Source organism: Corynebacterium sp. (genome assembly GCF_030532325.1).
Lineage (GTDB): Bacteria > Actinomycetota > Actinomycetes > Mycobacteriales > Mycobacteriaceae > Corynebacterium.
Map to the genome: position 1 here is coordinate 22,171 of NZ_JAUNLS010000022.1, position 14,346 is coordinate 36,516.

Genomic DNA, 14,346 nt, shown 5'->3' on the forward strand with positions numbered 1-14,346 from the left:
CAAACTTCATGCGGTTGAATACTTAAAGCAAGGCCAAGCAAGGGCTCGGCCATGACACGAGGAAAAATATTACCCCACGCGCGCCTGAGAACCAAAACGCTACCATTGACCCCATGTCTCACGATTCCGAATCAGCACAGCTCCAACGCCACATCATCGACTCTCTTGGGGTAAAGCCCAGCATCGACACCGCTGCAGAAATAGCCGCGCGCGTGGACTTTCTGGCCGCGTACCTGCGCGCTACCTGCGCGAGGGGCTTCGTGCTAGGAATCTCCGGGGGCCAGGATTCCACCCTAGCTGGCAAGCTAGCACAGCTCGCCGTCGATCGCGTGGAGGGCGCACAGTTCTGGGCGGTGCGCCTGCCCCACGGTGTGCAGGCTGACGAGGATGACGCACAGATTGCCCTCGACTTCATCCAACCGGATCACCGCCTCACCGTCAACATCGCGGAGGCAACCGCCGCTGTAAGCAGTGCAGTGGCTGCCGCGCTGCCTGACGGCACCCTCCCTGACCACGTCCTCGGCGACTTCAACCGCGGCAACGTCAAGGCCCGCCTGCGCATGACCGCGCAGTACGCCATCGCCGGCGAGCTGGGCGCATTGGTCATCGGCACCGACCACGCAGCAGAGAATCTCGCAGGCTTCTTCACCAAGTGGGGCGACGGCGCCGCCGATCTGCTTCCACTCGAGGGGCTCAACAAGCGCCAGGGCGCGGCCCTGCTGCAGGAGCTGGGTGCTCCGGAGTCCACGTGGCGCAAGGTCCCCACCGCGGATCTCGAGGACGACCGCCCGCAGCTGGCAGACGAAGAAGCGCTCGGCGTGACCTACGCCCACATCGATGACTACCTCGAGGGCAAGGAGGTCCCCACTGCGGCCCGCGAGCGCATCGAAGAACTCTGGCGCCGCGGCGGGCACAAGCGCGTCATGCCGCAGGGCCCGCACACCTACCGCGGCTAAGAGCGCCCCAGGGCGTGGAGGGTGGCCTGGGCGGCGTCGCCAAGCGGGGCGTAATACGCAGGCCCGTGCGTGAGCGCATGAACGGCCAAGGGGTGCAGTTGATGCATGGGCAGCCAGCGCGTGGCTTTTTCAGCGGCGCCGTAGCCGCGCAGAATCTCGGAGAAGTACGGGGTGCCGAAGAGCTCGAGCATCCCAAGATCCGTGTGCGGGTGGCCGCCGTGGGCGGCGGGGTCAATCATGACGGCTGTGCGCTCTGTGAAGAGGACGTTGCCCGCCCAGAGATCACCATGAATGCGCGCAGGTGCCACATCCCAGTCGGTCCCCTGAATGGCCTCGGCGGCGCGCTGCACCACGCTGCGCACCTCCTGTGGCAGGGGTGCGGCCTCAGCAAAGGGCAGCACGCGCTGCTGGACGTAGAACTCGCCCCAGCTCTCGGTGGGCGTGCATTCCTGCTCGATGCGGCCGATGTAGTTGGCACCCGACCAACCGGCCGGCGGGGCGCCGAAGGCCTCTGCCCCGGCCTCATGAACCTGGCGCAGGGCCCGGCCGAAGGCGAAGGCCGCCTCGGGGCTGGGCGGGGCTTGGCGCACGCGGCGGGTGCTGATGGAGTTCTCCCCCACCCCGGCGACCTCAGCCACCACCTCCGGGTTGGCCTGGGCCAGCCAGCGCAAGCCCGCGGCCTCGGCTCCTGCTTGGTCTGGATGAGTGACGTGCTTGGTGTAGACCTCCATGCAGCCCAGACTAGCGTGCGCGTGTAGCGGACACAGACGCGTGGGTCTTGGACACAGATCAGAAAAGCACTCGGCGGCTCCTGCTAAAACAGAAACCGCCGAGTGCTCTCAACGTTGTGGAGCTAACGGGATTCGAACCCGTGACCCCCACACTGCCAGTGTGGTGCGCTACCAGCTGCGCCATAGCCCCATATAAAGGTATGTATTCAGTTTTTCAGTGGAGCTAACGGGATTCGAACCCGTGACCCCCACACTGCCAGTGTGGTGCGCTACCAGCTGCGCCATAGCCCCTTGAACGAGGTGCAACCTCTTGATTGCAACTCGTTTAAATATATCCTGCCGCTAGTGCGTGACCAAATCGCGTGTTCGGCGGGTGTATTGACGCCTCCAAAATAGGCAAAGGCCCTACCTAGCAGCCTGGCTTATGAACGACATCCTTGCGGGCCGTGCGAAATTGAAGGCTACGGATTCTAGAGAACTTGCTCTACCCAATTCCATTCATTCACCGGTACGTCCTCGGGCTTCTCCAAATCCTTGCCATCTTGAATGACGCGCGGTGAAGATACAGAGCCTGTTTCTTCCTTCAGCTTCTTGGCATTAGCGCGGCCAATATCGTTACCCGCATCAACGGTCGCCTTAGAAATCGCCTTCACCGAGTCGTCAGAAGCTCCGAAGCCCTTGGCCGCTTCCGCAAACTGTTCAAAATCCCACGTGCTGATAGTCTGCTGATTTTCAAACAGGTAAGCACGTAGGTTCCAGTAAGCCTGAGCATCGCCTGCTTCCGCGAGGATGTCCAAAGCGGACACAGACGTCGAAGAATGACCATCCAGCTTGATGCTCTTATCGGCAAGGTAGGCGTCCAAATCCTGTCCGCGAAGATCGAGGAAGTTTAACGGATGGACGTTGACAATGAGCTCACCTTTCTCAACGGCTTGCTTCATCGGCTCGTCACTTCCCTCCGCAAGCTCAGCGCAGTGCGGACAGGAGAAGTCCTCATAGAGGTCGACCTCAGGAACATCAGCCTTGGCGTTTTCTCCCTTGAGTGTGACCACGCCGTCATCGCCACGGCTCACGGTCAGAGTGACGTCGACAGCCGATTCCGCAATCTTGTCCGACTTCGCATCCTTCTGAGTAAAAACGATGTACGCGATAACCACCGCGATGATGACCAAAAGTACGCCGACCCCCCACAGGAAGCCACTATTTCCCTTGGCGTTAGGGTTTTGCACCTTACTCAATTCTTAAACCTCGACTCGTATCAGTTGTGTCAACCTTGCCAACAGCGCATTAGCGTACATGACAACAGCATGGCGCGGGCTACCAGCATCTTAGGGATGGAGTGCGAATTTGGTGAAAGGACGCTTAAAGGTCCACACCATGAGGAAGACGTAGAACACGTCCCGGGCCAGCGTCATCATGTAGTTCATGACTTGGGCCTCCTCATCGGGGTTAACACTGAAGCAGCCGCAATCGATGCCCAATCCACGCAGCCACGCCTGACCAATACCGATCATAAAGAGTACGAGCACGCCTGTGCCAACCGCTGCCGAGGGTCGCAGGAAGAGACCCAGCAGTAGCAATAGGCCTCCGCAGACTTCCAACGGACCAATGAGATAGGACAAGTAAGTTGACCACTCCGGTGTGAAAATCTCATAAGCACTGATGCTCTGCATCACAGAGAGGTTTTCTCCGAGCTTGGAGGCACCCGCCTTGATCCAGATATAGGCCATGTAGAAGCGCGCAAAGGCGCTGATGATATCGAGAATCAGCGCCTTATTCAGCGTGGGTTTTGCTTTGGGGCTTACCTTGTTCGTCACCCGGTTTAGTTTAGCGTTCAAGCTCCAGCACGTGTGAAACTATGGCTTGGGCCTCAGTGTGAACGTGCTGGACGTGCTCCTCCCCCAGGAAGGACTCGGCGTAAATCTTGTACTTGTCCTCCGTGCCGGAAGGACGCGCCGCGAACCACGCGTTCTCAGTGCACACCTTGAGCCCGCCGATGGCGGCACCGTTGCCGGGGGCCTCGGTCAGCTTGGCCACAATCGGCTCGCCCGCCAGCTCCGAGGCTGTGACCTGCTCCGGGGATAGCTTCTTAAGAATCGCCTTCTGCTCGCGGGTGGCGGGGGCGTCGATGCGCGAGTAGGCAGGCGCGCCGAACTGCTCCGCCAGCTCCGCGTAGCGCTGGGAGGGGGTCTTGCCGGTCACCGCGGTGATCTCCGCGGCCAGCAGATCCATGATGATGCCGTCCTTGTCCGTGGACCACACGCTGCCGTCGAAGCGCAGGAAGGACGCGCCGGCGGATTCCTCGCCGCCGAAGCCCAGGGAGCCATCGAGAAGCCCGGGCACGAACCACTTGAAGCCCACCGGAACCTCCACCAGTTCGCGGCCCAGCTGCGCCACCACGCGGTCGATCATGGAGGAGGAGACCAGGGTCTTGCCCACGCCGGCGTTACCCCAGTGGGGGCGGTGGCTAAAGAGGTACTCGATGGCCACGGCCAGGTAATGGTTGGGGTTCATCAGGCCGGCGTCCGGGGTGACGATGCCATGACGGTCGGCGTCGGCGTCGTTGCCGGTGGCCAGATCGTACTTCTCACGGTTGGCCACCAGGGAGGCCATCGCGTCCGGGGAGGAGCAGTCCATGCGGATTTTGCCGTCGGTATCGAGCGTCATGAAGCGGAAGGTGCCGTCCACCTGCGGGTTGACCACGCTGAGGTTGAGCCCGTAGTGCTCGGCAATCGCCGCCCAGTAATCCACGGAGGCCCCACCCATGGGGTCGGCGCCGATGCGCAGCCCGGAGTCCTTGATGGCCTGCATGTCCACCACGTTTTCCAGATCCGCCACGTAGTTGCCCACGTAGTTGTGCTGCACGCAGCGAGCATCCAGCACACCCTCGACGGGCACGCGCTTGACCCCCTCCAGCCCGGCGCGCAGGTAGTCGTTGGCACGCGCGGCGATCCACTCGGTGGCCTCGGTATCCGCCGGCCCGCCCGTGGGCGGGTTGTACTTGAACCCGCCGTCGCGCGGCGGGTTGTGCGAGGGGGTGATGACGATGCCGTCGGTGCCCGGGTTGGTGAGGATGGCGTGGGAGACCGCCGGGGTGGGCGTGTAGCGGCCGCGGTCATCGACGCGCACCTCCAGCTCGTTGGCCAGCAGCACCTCGAGGGCAGAGACCATGGCCGGCTCGGACAGCGCGTGGGTATCGCGGCCGATGAAGATGGCGCCGGTGGTGCCTTGCTGGGCGCGGTAGTCCACGATGGCCTGGGTGATGGCCAGGATGTGCGCCTCGTTGAAGGCGGTGTCCAGCGCCGAGCCGCGGTGGCCGGAGGTGCCAAAGCTTACGGCCTGATCCGGGTTATCGGCGTCGGGAACGCGCGTGTAGTACGCGGTGACGAGCTCGGCGATGTCGATGAGATCGGAGGGCTGGGTGGGCTGGCCTGCGCGCTCGTGTGCCATGGCGGGAGACTCCTTGGTAGCGGATGCGGTTGCGGACGGGGAGGAAAGATTCCGGAAGCACGGCGAGGTGCTTCCTCCCTTTCCTAGCTTGCCCTGCGCGCAGGCTTTTCGCAGCGGGATTCTTCCCCCGCCTGGGGGTGTGGGGCCTGTGTGCTGGCCGGCACGCGTCCCGCAGTACGCTGTGGGGCATGCCCTCATTCTTCGTCGTTGGTGCCGGCGCCGCCTGTGGCGCGATAGCGCGCTACCTGCTTGCCGCCGCCCTCGGCGCCCTGGGGCTGGGCAGCGTCCTCCCGCTGCTTATCATCAACGTGCTCGGCAGCGCGCTCATGGGCTACTTCAAGCCCACGCCCTTCTGGGGCACGGGCGTACTCGGCGGTTTTACAAGCTTTGCCACCTTTGCCTACCTCACCTCGGGCATGACGGGGGCGATGGCCGCCGGATACGTGCTGGCCACCCTCGTGGGCTGCGTGGGGGCTTACCTGCTGGGCAGCGTGTCCGCGGAGCGCAGGAGGGCCGCATGAGCAGCGTCCTGGAAGTTCTGTGGGCCGTGGCCTGCGTGGGCCTCGGCGCCTTCGTGGGCGGGGCGGGCCGCTACTGGTTCAGCACCATCCTGCCGGCCCCGGCCTGCACCTTTGCGGCCAACATGGTGGGCTCGGCCAGCATCGGCGTGGCCTGGGGCCTCTTGGAGGGCCGGCCGGACCTGTGGGCGGGGGCCTTCGAAGCGCTCGTCGTCATCGGTTTTGCCGGCGGCATGTCCACCTGGTCCACCCTGGCCAAGGAGCTGGGAGAGATGCTGAGACAGCGCAGGTACACGCGCCTGGCGAGCTACGCCTTCTGGACTCTCGGCCTGGGCATCGTGCTGGCCTGGCGCGGGGCGTGGGCGGCCAGCTTCTTTGTCTAGCCGCCCGGCCCACGGCGTGCCCCGCTGCGCCCCGCGTGCGCGGGGCGGGGCCCGTTGCGGGAGCGGGGCCGATTCGCGGGAGCGGGGCTAGTCCGCGATGGCGTCCAGCGGCGGCGTCTTGGAGGCCCGCTGCGCCGGCCAGATGGCGGCGAGCACGCCCACCAGTGCCGCGCCCACCAGCATGATGAGCAGCTGGCTCCACGGGACGGTGGCGCTGTCCAGGCCCTCCCCGGCGAGCACCTCGATGAAGGCCCAGCCCAGGCCCAGGCCCATGAGCATGCCCATCACCGCGCCGAAGAGCGCGATCTGCACGGACTCCAGGGTGATCATGGCGCGGATCTGGCGGCGGAAGGTACCCACCGCGCGCAGCATGCCGATCTCCTGGCGGCGCTCAATCACGCCCAGCGTCAGGGTGTTGACAATGCCCAGGATGGCGATGATCACCGCCAGCGCCAGCAGCGCGTAGAGGATGGAGAGCATCTGGTTGATCATGCCCGCGGCCTGGCCGGCGAACTCCTCGCCGGAGACCACCTGGACCACCACCAAGGACTTGACCGCCTCGATGAGGTTCGAGCGCAGCTTCTCCAGGTCGTAACCCTCCTGGGCGTTGACGCCGACCATCTGGATGTCGAAGGCGCTGTCCGGAACGATCTCAGCCGCCACGGACTTGGACACCGCCAGCTTCGGCAGCAGCTGCAGCGGCTCGTAGATGCCGATGAGTTCGGCCTCCACCGTCTTGCCCGGCACCGGGCCGGCGAGCGGGTACTTCTCGCCCACGGTCCAGCCTTGCTCCTCGGCCAAGGTGGCGTCCGCGATGAAGCCGGGGGCATCGCCAGTATTGGCCTCGCCCTCGCGCATCTCCAGGTTGAAGAGATCCCCGGCGTTTCCGTCGATGATCTCACTGAGCTGCATCTGCGGGCCGTAGTTGACCGAGGACTGCCCGCCCACCGTCACCGGCGCGATGGACAGCGCTACCACCTCGCCGGCTCCCTCGGCATCGCGGGCGAGATCGGCGGTCTCATTGGGTGTGGGGAAGTTGCCCGACTGCGGGCCGGTGAGCATGTAGTCCGCGCGGATGTCCTGCTCCAGGGTGTCGGCCACGGAGGTCTTCATGGTCGCGCCCAGCATGCCGATGGCCGTCACCAGAGCCACGCCCAGCGTCAGCGCGAAGGCCGTGGCGGCGGTGCGGCGCGGGTTGCGCCGGGAGTTCGTCGCGGCCAGGCGGCCCACCGCCCCGAAGGGCGCGCCGATGATGCGACCCAGGGTCGGAACAATAGGAATAGACAGCGCCGGGCCGGCCAGGAAGAAGCCCAGGATGAGGTTGACCGCACCCAGGCCGACGAGGCTGGCGCGGATACCCGTCTTGGTATCGATGATGACACCCAGCGCGGCGAAGATGATGCCGCCCACGCCGAGGATCGCACCCAGCACGGTGCGCACCAGCAGGGAAGAACCGGCCGCGGCCTCGGTGGTGCGCATGGCCTCCACCGGCTTGACCTGGCCCGCGCGCCGCGCCGGCGCCCAAGCAGAGACCATGGTGACCACGGTGCCCAGCACAATCGGCACCAGCACCGCGGACACGCTCAAGCCCAAGCCGCCCTCGATGGTCATGCCCTGGCGGTTGAACACCGCCTTGATGATGGCCACCAGGCCCACACCGGCCAGCACGCCCACCGCGGAGCCGATGAGCCCCACGATGAAGGACTCAGTGAGCACCGAGCGGGTGATCTGGCGGCGCGAGGCACCCAGCGCGCGCAGCAGCGCAAACTCCTTGGTGCGCTGCGCGACGATCATGGAGAAGGTATTGGCAATGATGAAGGTGCCCACCAGCAGCGCGATGAGGCCGAAGGCGATGAGGAAGTAGTTGACAAACTTGAGGGCGGAGCCGACGGCGTCGGAAAGCTCGTCGGCGAGCTTCTGGCCGGACTCGGCCTTGACCGGGTAGGTCTCGTTGAGGTGATCCACCAGCTGGTTCTCATCCACGCCCTCGGCCGCGGAGACCTTGAGCGCATCCGAGTTGCCGTAGCGCTCAGTAAATCCCGCGTGGTCCATCTGCAGCACAATGCTGGGGCCCTGATCCACCGCAGGCTTGACGACGCCCACCACGGTGACCTCATCCCTGTGGTCCGGGTGGACCACGATGAGCTTCTGACCCAGGCCGATGCCGAACTTCTCCGCGGCGGAATCGTTGATGACCACTTCCTCCGGGCCCTGCGGCTCGGAGCCCTCGATGAGCTCGCTGGGCTCACCCACCATCTGATCCGGGGTGTAATACGGGGTCACGCTGGCTGTGCCGCCGGCGGTTTGGTAGGCCTCGGACTTGTCGTTGGCCACCACGACGGTCTGGGAGCTCTCGATGTTGACGTTGCCCACGAGGTCGTCGTTAGCCAGCTCTTCGCGCAGCTTCTCATCGAGAATGGGGCCGTCGTCCTTGCGGTGCACGCCCGCGTCGACGCCCGTGTAGGCGTTGCTCACCGCGGAGTCAAAGGTGCTCGACAGCGAGTTGGTGAACATGAGCGAGCCGGCGATAAACGCGGTGCCCAGCACCACGGCCAGCAGCGTGAGGGTCAGGCGCAGCTTGTGCGCGACGATGTTGCGCAAGGACACCTTGCGCATAGTGTTGGTTGAAGCCATGAGTTCCCTTTAGCCTTCGATCCTTTAGCCTTCGATCTCCGCCATCACAGCGTGGATGGCTTCCATGGTGGGATCCTGCAATTCGTTGACCAGCTTGCCGTCCGCGAGGAAGATCACGCGGTCAGCATAGGAGGCCGCTTTGGCGTCGTGGGTGACAATCACCACGGTCTGATCATCCTGGTCCACGGCGGTGCGCAGAATGCTCAAGACCTCCGCCGAGGAGTTGGAGTCCAGGTTGCCGGTGGGCTCGTCACCGAAAATGATTTCCGGGCGCGCCACCAGGGCGCGGGCGCAGGCCACGCGCTGCTGCTGGCCGCCGGAGAGCTCCGCAGGACGGTGGCTGAGGCGCTCGGCCAGGCCCAGGCGCTGGGTGACCTCCTCGAACCACTGCTTGTCCACGTCCTTGCCCGCAATGTCCATCGGCAGCGTAATGTTCTCCGCGGCCGTGAGCGTGGGCACCAGGTTGAAGGACTGGAAGATGAAACCCAGGCGGTCGCGGCGCAGCGCGGTGATTTCCTTATCCCCCAGCTGGGACATGTCGGTATCACCGATGAATGCCGAACCGGAGGTCGCGGAGTCCAGGCCGGCCATGGTGTGCATGAGGGTGGACTTGCCGGAGCCGGAGGGCCCCATGATGGCGGTGAACTTGTTGCGCTCGAATTCGACGTTGACGTGGTCCAACGCGGTCACTGCGGTATCGCCCTGCCCGTATTGCTTGAAGAGCTCGACGGCGCGGGCCGCAGCGTTGGTCGTTGGGGTCATTTCAGAGTTCTCCTGAGATTGCTGTGGTTGTGAACAAAACTATCCCCACTACCCTAGCGGCCCATGCCGAAGCACAGTAGGCCATGGTCTAAAATTTGGCCCATGTGTGCCTTCACTTTCGTCCCTGCTACCGGCTGTGTGGGCCATGGTTAGGGCATCAAGGCTAAGCCCCTTAGAGCGCTATGACCGCAGCAGCTGCGCGGCCGCAGCACAGATCATGCGGCACTACTCCACCAGCTTTTCGCTGGCCACGCAGCTTCTTCACGCCCCCGTGCGCACCGATATTCGCAATCTTTACGCCATGGTGCGCACCGCGGATGAGATCGTGGATTCCGGCCTCGATCCCGCCGAGGCCGCCGGGCTGTTAGATTCCTACGAAGATGCTGTGCGTTGCGCCACCCAGCAGCGCTTCCACCCCGATCCGGTCCTGCACGCCTTCGCGCTCTCGGCTCGGCGCTGCGGCTTCCGCGACGAGCACCTCAAGGCCTTCTTTGCCTCCATGCGCCGGGATCTCACGCAGTCCCAGCACACCGAGGAATCCTTCGCGGCCTATGTCTACGGCTCCGCTGAGGTCATCGGCCTGCTGTGCCTGGACGCCTTCTACTCCGGCCGGTCCCACCCGGCAAGCTTGGAGGAGGGCGCGCAGCGCCTCGGCGCGGCCTTCCAGAAGATCAACTTCCTGCGGGATCTGCACGAGGACACCGCCCGCCTTGGCCGCACTTACTTCCCCGGCCTGGATGCCGCGCGCGGCCTCGACGAGACCACCAAGAACAAGCTCATCGCCGAGATCCGCGCCGACCTTGACGCGGCACGCCGCGCCACGCAGCAGCTGCCCCGCGGCTCGCGTCTCGGCGTCGCAGCCGCCACCGCGCTGTTTAGCGAGCTCACCGACATCCTCGAGGCCACCCCCGCCGCCGAGATCATGCGAAAGCGTGTCTCCGTCCCGCCCGCGCGTAAGTCCTATGTCGTGGCCCGGGCCGCGGCGGAGGCTCTGTTCTAAACCTGCCACTAGACCCAAGGAGCCCTGTTGTGAGCAAGCACGTCATCGTCATCGGAGCCGGGATAGCCGGGCTGGCCACCGCGGCCTTGCTCACGCGTGAGGGGCTGCGTGTCACGGTCATCGACAAGCTGCCAGAGCTCGGCGGGCGCGCGGGCTCCCTGGAGGTCGAGGGCTTCCGCTTCGACACCGGCCCCTCGTGGTACCTCATGCCGGAGGCCTTTGACGAGTTCTTCCGCGCCTGCGGCACCTCGACCGCCGCCGAGCTCGAGCTGGTGGATCTCAGCCCGGCCTACCGCGTCTACAACGAAGACGGCGAGCACATCGACGTCCATACCGGCGTGGAGAACGTCGCCGCGCTCTTTGAGTCCATTGAGCCCGGCGCCGGCCAGCGGGTGCGCGCGTACCTGAGCCAAGCCAGCGAGGCCTACGGCATTGCGCTGCGAAACTTCCTCTACACCACGTTCTCCCGGCCCGTGGAGCTGCTCAGCGCCGAGGTGCTGGCGCGGCTGCGCACCCTGGCGCTGCTCCTAGTGCGCTCCCTCGACGCCCACGTGGCCGCGCAGTTTACTGATTACCGGCTGCGGCAGGTGCTCACCTATCCGGCGGTTTTTCTTTCGACGGAGCCGCAGCGAGCCCCGGCGCTCTACTCGCTCATGAGCCACACGGACCTCGTGGAAGGCGTGCGCTACCCCCAGGGCGGCTTCAAGGCCGTGGTGGAGGCCATCGCCCGCCAGGCCGGGGACGCAAAGTTCCTCCTCGATACTGAGGTCACCTCCATCGATGTCACGGACGGCCACGCCACCGGCGTTACGGTGGCCACGCCTTCTGGCCCGCGCACCCTGCTTGCCGACGCCCTCATCTCCGCCGCCGATCTCCACCACACTGAGACCGCACTGTTGCCCCCGAAGGCCCGCAGCTACCCGGAGCGCTACTTTGCCGGCAGGGACCCGGGACTGGGAACGGTGCTTGTGCTGCTGGGTGTGCGCGGGAAGCTTCCGCAGCTGGCTCACCACACGCTGCTGTTTAGCAAGGACTGGACCCCGGACTTCCAGGCGGTCTACCGCGGCCCGGAGCCCACGCGGCCGTTGGGGGCTTCGGAGTCGATCTACATCTCGAAAACCTCAGCCACGGATGCGCAGGTAGCCCCGAAAGGCCACGAGAATCTCTTCGTGCTCATCCCGGTGCCGGCGGAGGAGTCCTTTGGTCACGGCGACGCCTACCGTAGCGCGGCCTGCCCGCGCGTTTCTGCCATTGCGCAGGCGGCCATCGCACAGATTGGCCAGTGGCTGGGAATCGAGGACTTTGCGCAGCGCATCGTGGTGCAGCGGACACTAGGGCCCAGCGATTTCGCGCAGCGCTACAACTCGTGGTCCGGCGGCGCCGTGGGCCCGGCGCACACGCTGCGGCAGTCCGCCTTCCTGCGGGGCCGCAACGTCTCACGCAAGGTGGACAATCTCTACTACGCCGGCGGCACCACCGTCCCGGGCGTGGGCGTGCCCATGTGCCTCATCTCGGCCCACAACGTGCTCACCCGCATGCGCGAGCGCGGCTTCTTGCCCGAGGCCTAGTTGCTTCGGCGGTTGTTGTAGCGCCGAGACCAGCTGCGCCCCTCCCGTCCGGAGGCGACTTGCCTGCCGGATTCTTGGCCGTGCCTTTAACATGCCGCCTTTAACGGACGAGCGCATATATGCCTTCGTGGTCTAAATCGAGCTTTTCCGTTTTCAGTGCGTTGTCAATAGGCGCCCCTGGGCTGCTACCGCAGCTCTCCCTAGCCTTGGCTTTACCCTGCCTTTTTGCGGTGGTGTCTGCGGCACCTCCGCAGCCCCCCGAGCCTACGACCGTCAGCACTGGGCGACCCAGCGATTTTGAGAACCACACCCAGCCTAAACACCAGCAGAAAAGAAATAGCTGCCAAACCACTAGGTAGCTCCACTACGAGTCCAGGATTTGCAGGCAACCCCACGAGAAGCAAAGAAGCGTTAAGGCATGCAGGCTGGAAGCTACGTGTAAAAAAGATAGATTCGGCCATTGTTTTACACCCGTACAGTGGGGTTTGGGCCTTAGTTATGCGGAAGGCGGCCTGCCCCCTTCTTTGGTGGACGCCTGATATCCAACCCAGTCGGGCTGGAAGAAAAGGTAATCTACCAAACAGGGGACAGGTCCCCGCTTCGTGGCACATAGCCGAACCTAAGAATCAGACAACGGTAGAAGCACTTTCGAACGAACGATCTAGAAGAACAGAAAAGGAACGAAAGTACCCACCTGTTTGAGGTCAATCATTGGCTGCCAGCATTTTGCATTAGAATCAACAACTCTACCGTTTCTGCGGCTCTTTTTTGAGTATTGAAAATTTTCCGGACATGAGATCTATTATCCCAGAGAATATTGCGATGATACCTATCCAAGAACCTGTTATATAGATAAAAAGTGTGCCGAGGAGTATGGCTGAGCAGCTAACTACCTTCAACTGTTTAGCTCTTCTGTCATTGGATTCGTCAGGCTGATAGATCACGGCAACTATGAGATCAATAGCGGCAAAGGCTAGAAAAATATACGAGATGTTTGTGTAACCGAGTAAAGCAAAGACTCCCGAAACCACCAGCACGGCAATCCCGGCAAAGCCAATCAAACGGCTCATCAGAAAAGCACTCCAAAATATGGTTTGATAGTGAACCTCCCTTCAACTCTACTCGAAAGGCGAGGTCTATCCAATGAAAAAGAAGGTAACGGGATTTGTGCTCGCTCTGAGCATTGCGTTCGGAGGGGCTCAGTCGGCTGGGGCTGCCGAATCGACAATGGGAACTACCGAAAAAGCCGGTGCGAATGTCGAAGAAACCACTATCACTACAGAAGGAAATGTGACAACAATCAGTGGCCCTGATGGTGTTACGACATTGGTAGAAGATACTGTGGCAAACACGATCACCATTAATAACCCAAATGGAGTGACTGTTTTGAATCGTAATGAGGTGCTCGGCTTTGAAGAACAGGGTGAATACGGGCCGGATACGGCAACCCGAGCACGTGGAATCGTTACCGACTGGAGAGTCTACCTGTGTAACGCTGCGACTGCGGCTGTTGTCAGCGGACATGAAGCCACTTGGGTAAAAGCACTGAAGGTGGCGAAAAATGTAGCTAAGCTTCATCCAGCAACCCGTGCTGCTCTTAGTGTAGGGCATTTGGGGGCAGGCGTGTTCGTCTCAACACAGTGCTAGTAACCGTAGGATTTATACTCAGGGTGTTATGTCCATGAACATATTGGACTCGGAGTCCAGTGACTTTTTGGACTGGGAGTCCATGGTGTTTTTGGACTTTTTCTAGTGTTGTTGGGTTAGCTTCGCTTTTTGCGTGATGGGCGTGGCCGGGATAGCTCGGGTTTGATCTGCGGTGGCTGGCGGTGCCAGTGGCCTTGCACATAGCCGATGTTGATTTGGCCTCATCGATGAGGTAGTAATAAATCGACCAGGGCCCGTAGTCACGGCCTTGTGCTTTCAAAACACCTCGCGCATCGATAACCAAGCGCCTTGTTGTCATCGCTGTGGCGTCTGCTGGGGTTCTTAGGCGCCGTACTGTCAGGCAGAATGCCGGCTCGACCACGCTCGGCGATGCGCTTTTTGATATTCAGGTACGTCTGCCTGGAAATACCGTTGTCTTTGTAGAACTGCTTGACTGTGCCCCGTCGCGGACGGGATCAAAATCAGCGATCTTCTTTCTGAGATGGGATGGAATTGCCATCCCAAAATTCTGGACTCACCGAGTCCAAAAAGTTAGTAGACATCACGTCAAAAAATCACCAGACTCCGAGTCCAATAACCTACGAGACATCACAGATTTATACTCAGGGATGCCCTCTGCATTGGTCAAGTCCTGGGTAGTGGTGTATCTGGTTTCGAATCTTGGTGATTAGTTGTG

Annotated in this window: 13 protein-coding genes and 2 tRNA genes; 6 read left to right on the top strand and 9 right to left on the bottom strand. The window is 62.8% G+C overall.

Annotated elements, in window-relative coordinates:
• The first annotated feature begins 104 nt into the window (after positions 1 to 104).
• Positions 105 to 956 carry an ammonia-dependent NAD(+) synthetase gene (gene nadE, locus Q4E25_RS10260; RefSeq protein WP_303156803.1) on the top strand — a complete coding sequence of 284 codons (852 nt, stop codon included), beginning with the start codon at positions 105 to 107 and terminating at the stop codon, positions 954 to 956.
• Here nadE and Q4E25_RS10265 read toward each other — a convergent pair.
• The 6 genes from Q4E25_RS10265 to pgm form a co-directional block, all read right to left on the bottom strand.
• Entirely contained in the window at positions 953 to 1,687 is a 735-nt protein-coding gene (locus tag Q4E25_RS10265; RefSeq protein WP_303156779.1) for a fructosamine kinase family protein, read from the bottom strand. The genes nadE and Q4E25_RS10265 overlap by 4 nt on opposite strands.
• Before the next feature lie 117 nt (positions 1,688 to 1,804).
• Positions 1,805 to 1,877 (bottom strand) — tRNA-Ala (locus Q4E25_RS10270).
• 28 nt (positions 1,878 to 1,905) lie between these two features.
• Positions 1,906 to 1,978, bottom strand: a tRNA-Ala gene (locus Q4E25_RS10275).
• A gap of 179 nt (positions 1,979 to 2,157) precedes the next feature.
• Positions 2,158 to 2,916, bottom strand: coding sequence for a thioredoxin domain-containing protein (locus Q4E25_RS10280; RefSeq protein ID WP_303156781.1), 759 nt, complete (start codon positions 2,914 to 2,916; stop codon positions 2,158 to 2,160).
• A 99-nt stretch (positions 2,917 to 3,015) separates the two neighbouring features.
• A complete protein-coding gene (locus tag Q4E25_RS10285; protein WP_303156782.1) occupies positions 3,016 to 3,504 on the bottom strand; it encodes a MauE/DoxX family redox-associated membrane protein in 489 nt (162 codons plus the stop codon).
• 10 nt (positions 3,505 to 3,514) lie between these two features.
• On the bottom strand, positions 3,515 to 5,137 hold the full coding sequence (gene pgm / locus Q4E25_RS10290; protein ID WP_303156783.1) for a phosphoglucomutase (alpha-D-glucose-1,6-bisphosphate-dependent): 1,623 nt from the start codon (positions 5,135 to 5,137) through the stop codon (positions 3,515 to 3,517).
• 188 nt (positions 5,138 to 5,325) lie between these two features.
• On the opposite strand from pgm, the gene Q4E25_RS10295 reads away from it, so the two are divergent.
• Positions 5,326 to 5,658, top strand: a complete 333-nt coding sequence (locus Q4E25_RS10295) for a fluoride efflux transporter family protein (RefSeq protein ID WP_303156784.1) — start codon at positions 5,326 to 5,328, stop codon at positions 5,656 to 5,658.
• Complete coding sequence (locus tag Q4E25_RS10300; RefSeq protein WP_303156785.1) at positions 5,655 to 6,038, top strand: CrcB family protein; 384 nt, start codon at positions 5,655 to 5,657, stop codon at positions 6,036 to 6,038. The genes Q4E25_RS10295 and Q4E25_RS10300 overlap by 4 nt, the downstream gene beginning before the upstream one ends.
• 87 nt (positions 6,039 to 6,125) lie before the next feature.
• Here the strand turns inward: Q4E25_RS10300 and Q4E25_RS10305 are convergent, their stop codons facing one another.
• On the bottom strand, positions 6,126 to 8,672 hold the full coding sequence (locus Q4E25_RS10305) for an ABC transporter permease (protein ID WP_303156787.1): 2,547 nt from the start codon (positions 8,670 to 8,672) through the stop codon (positions 6,126 to 6,128).
• Positions 8,673 to 8,696: 24 nt separating this feature from the next.
• The gene (locus Q4E25_RS10310) at positions 8,697 to 9,434 is read right to left on the bottom strand and encodes an ABC transporter ATP-binding protein (RefSeq protein WP_303156789.1); all 738 of its coding nucleotides are present in this window, start codon (positions 9,432 to 9,434) and stop codon (positions 8,697 to 8,699) included.
• Between the two features lie 145 nt (positions 9,435 to 9,579).
• On the opposite strand from Q4E25_RS10310, the gene Q4E25_RS10315 reads away from it, so the two are divergent.
• Positions 9,580 to 10,434 carry a phytoene/squalene synthase family protein gene (locus Q4E25_RS10315; RefSeq protein WP_303156805.1) on the top strand — a complete coding sequence of 285 codons (855 nt, stop codon included), beginning with the start codon at positions 9,580 to 9,582 and terminating at the stop codon, positions 10,432 to 10,434.
• A gap of 29 nt (positions 10,435 to 10,463) precedes the next feature.
• Positions 10,464 to 12,002, top strand: coding sequence for a phytoene desaturase family protein (gene crtI, locus Q4E25_RS10320; protein WP_303156791.1), 1,539 nt, complete (start codon positions 10,464 to 10,466; stop codon positions 12,000 to 12,002).
• A gap of 746 nt (positions 12,003 to 12,748) precedes the next feature.
• Here the strand turns inward: crtI and Q4E25_RS10325 are convergent.
• A complete protein-coding gene (locus tag Q4E25_RS10325) occupies positions 12,749 to 13,072 on the bottom strand; it encodes a hypothetical protein (protein ID WP_303156793.1) in 324 nt (107 codons plus the stop codon).
• A gap of 73 nt (positions 13,073 to 13,145) precedes the next feature.
• Between Q4E25_RS10325 and Q4E25_RS10330 the strand changes: the two genes are divergently transcribed.
• The gene (locus tag Q4E25_RS10330; RefSeq protein ID WP_303156795.1) at positions 13,146 to 13,649 is read left to right on the top strand and encodes a hypothetical protein; all 504 of its coding nucleotides are present in this window, start codon (positions 13,146 to 13,148) and stop codon (positions 13,647 to 13,649) included.
• Positions 13,650 to 14,346 lie beyond the last annotated feature (697 nt).

Coding starts and splice junctions, on each gene's coding strand:
- Q4E25_RS10265 (WP_303156779.1), bottom strand. CDS start 1,687: ATGGAGGTCTACACCAAGCACGTCACTCATCCAGACCAAGCAGGAGCC.
- pgm (WP_303156783.1), bottom strand. CDS start 5,137: ATGGCACACGAGCGCGCAGGCCAGCCCACCCAGCCCTCCGATCTCATC.
- Q4E25_RS10295 (WP_303156784.1), top strand. CDS start 5,326: ATGCCCTCATTCTTCGTCGTTGGTGCCGGCGCCGCCTGTGGCGCGATA.
- Q4E25_RS10300 (WP_303156785.1), top strand. CDS start 5,655: ATGAGCAGCGTCCTGGAAGTTCTGTGGGCCGTGGCCTGCGTGGGCCTC.
- Q4E25_RS10305 (WP_303156787.1), bottom strand. CDS start 8,672: ATGGCTTCAACCAACACTATGCGCAAGGTGTCCTTGCGCAACATCGTC.
- Q4E25_RS10310 (WP_303156789.1), bottom strand. CDS start 9,434: ATGACCCCAACGACCAACGCTGCGGCCCGCGCCGTCGAGCTCTTCAAG.
- Q4E25_RS10315 (WP_303156805.1), top strand. CDS start 9,580: ATGGTTAGGGCATCAAGGCTAAGCCCCTTAGAGCGCTATGACCGCAGC.
- Q4E25_RS10325 (WP_303156793.1), bottom strand. CDS start 13,072: ATGAGCCGTTTGATTGGCTTTGCCGGGATTGCCGTGCTGGTGGTTTCG.
- Q4E25_RS10330 (WP_303156795.1), top strand. CDS start 13,146: ATGAAAAAGAAGGTAACGGGATTTGTGCTCGCTCTGAGCATTGCGTTC.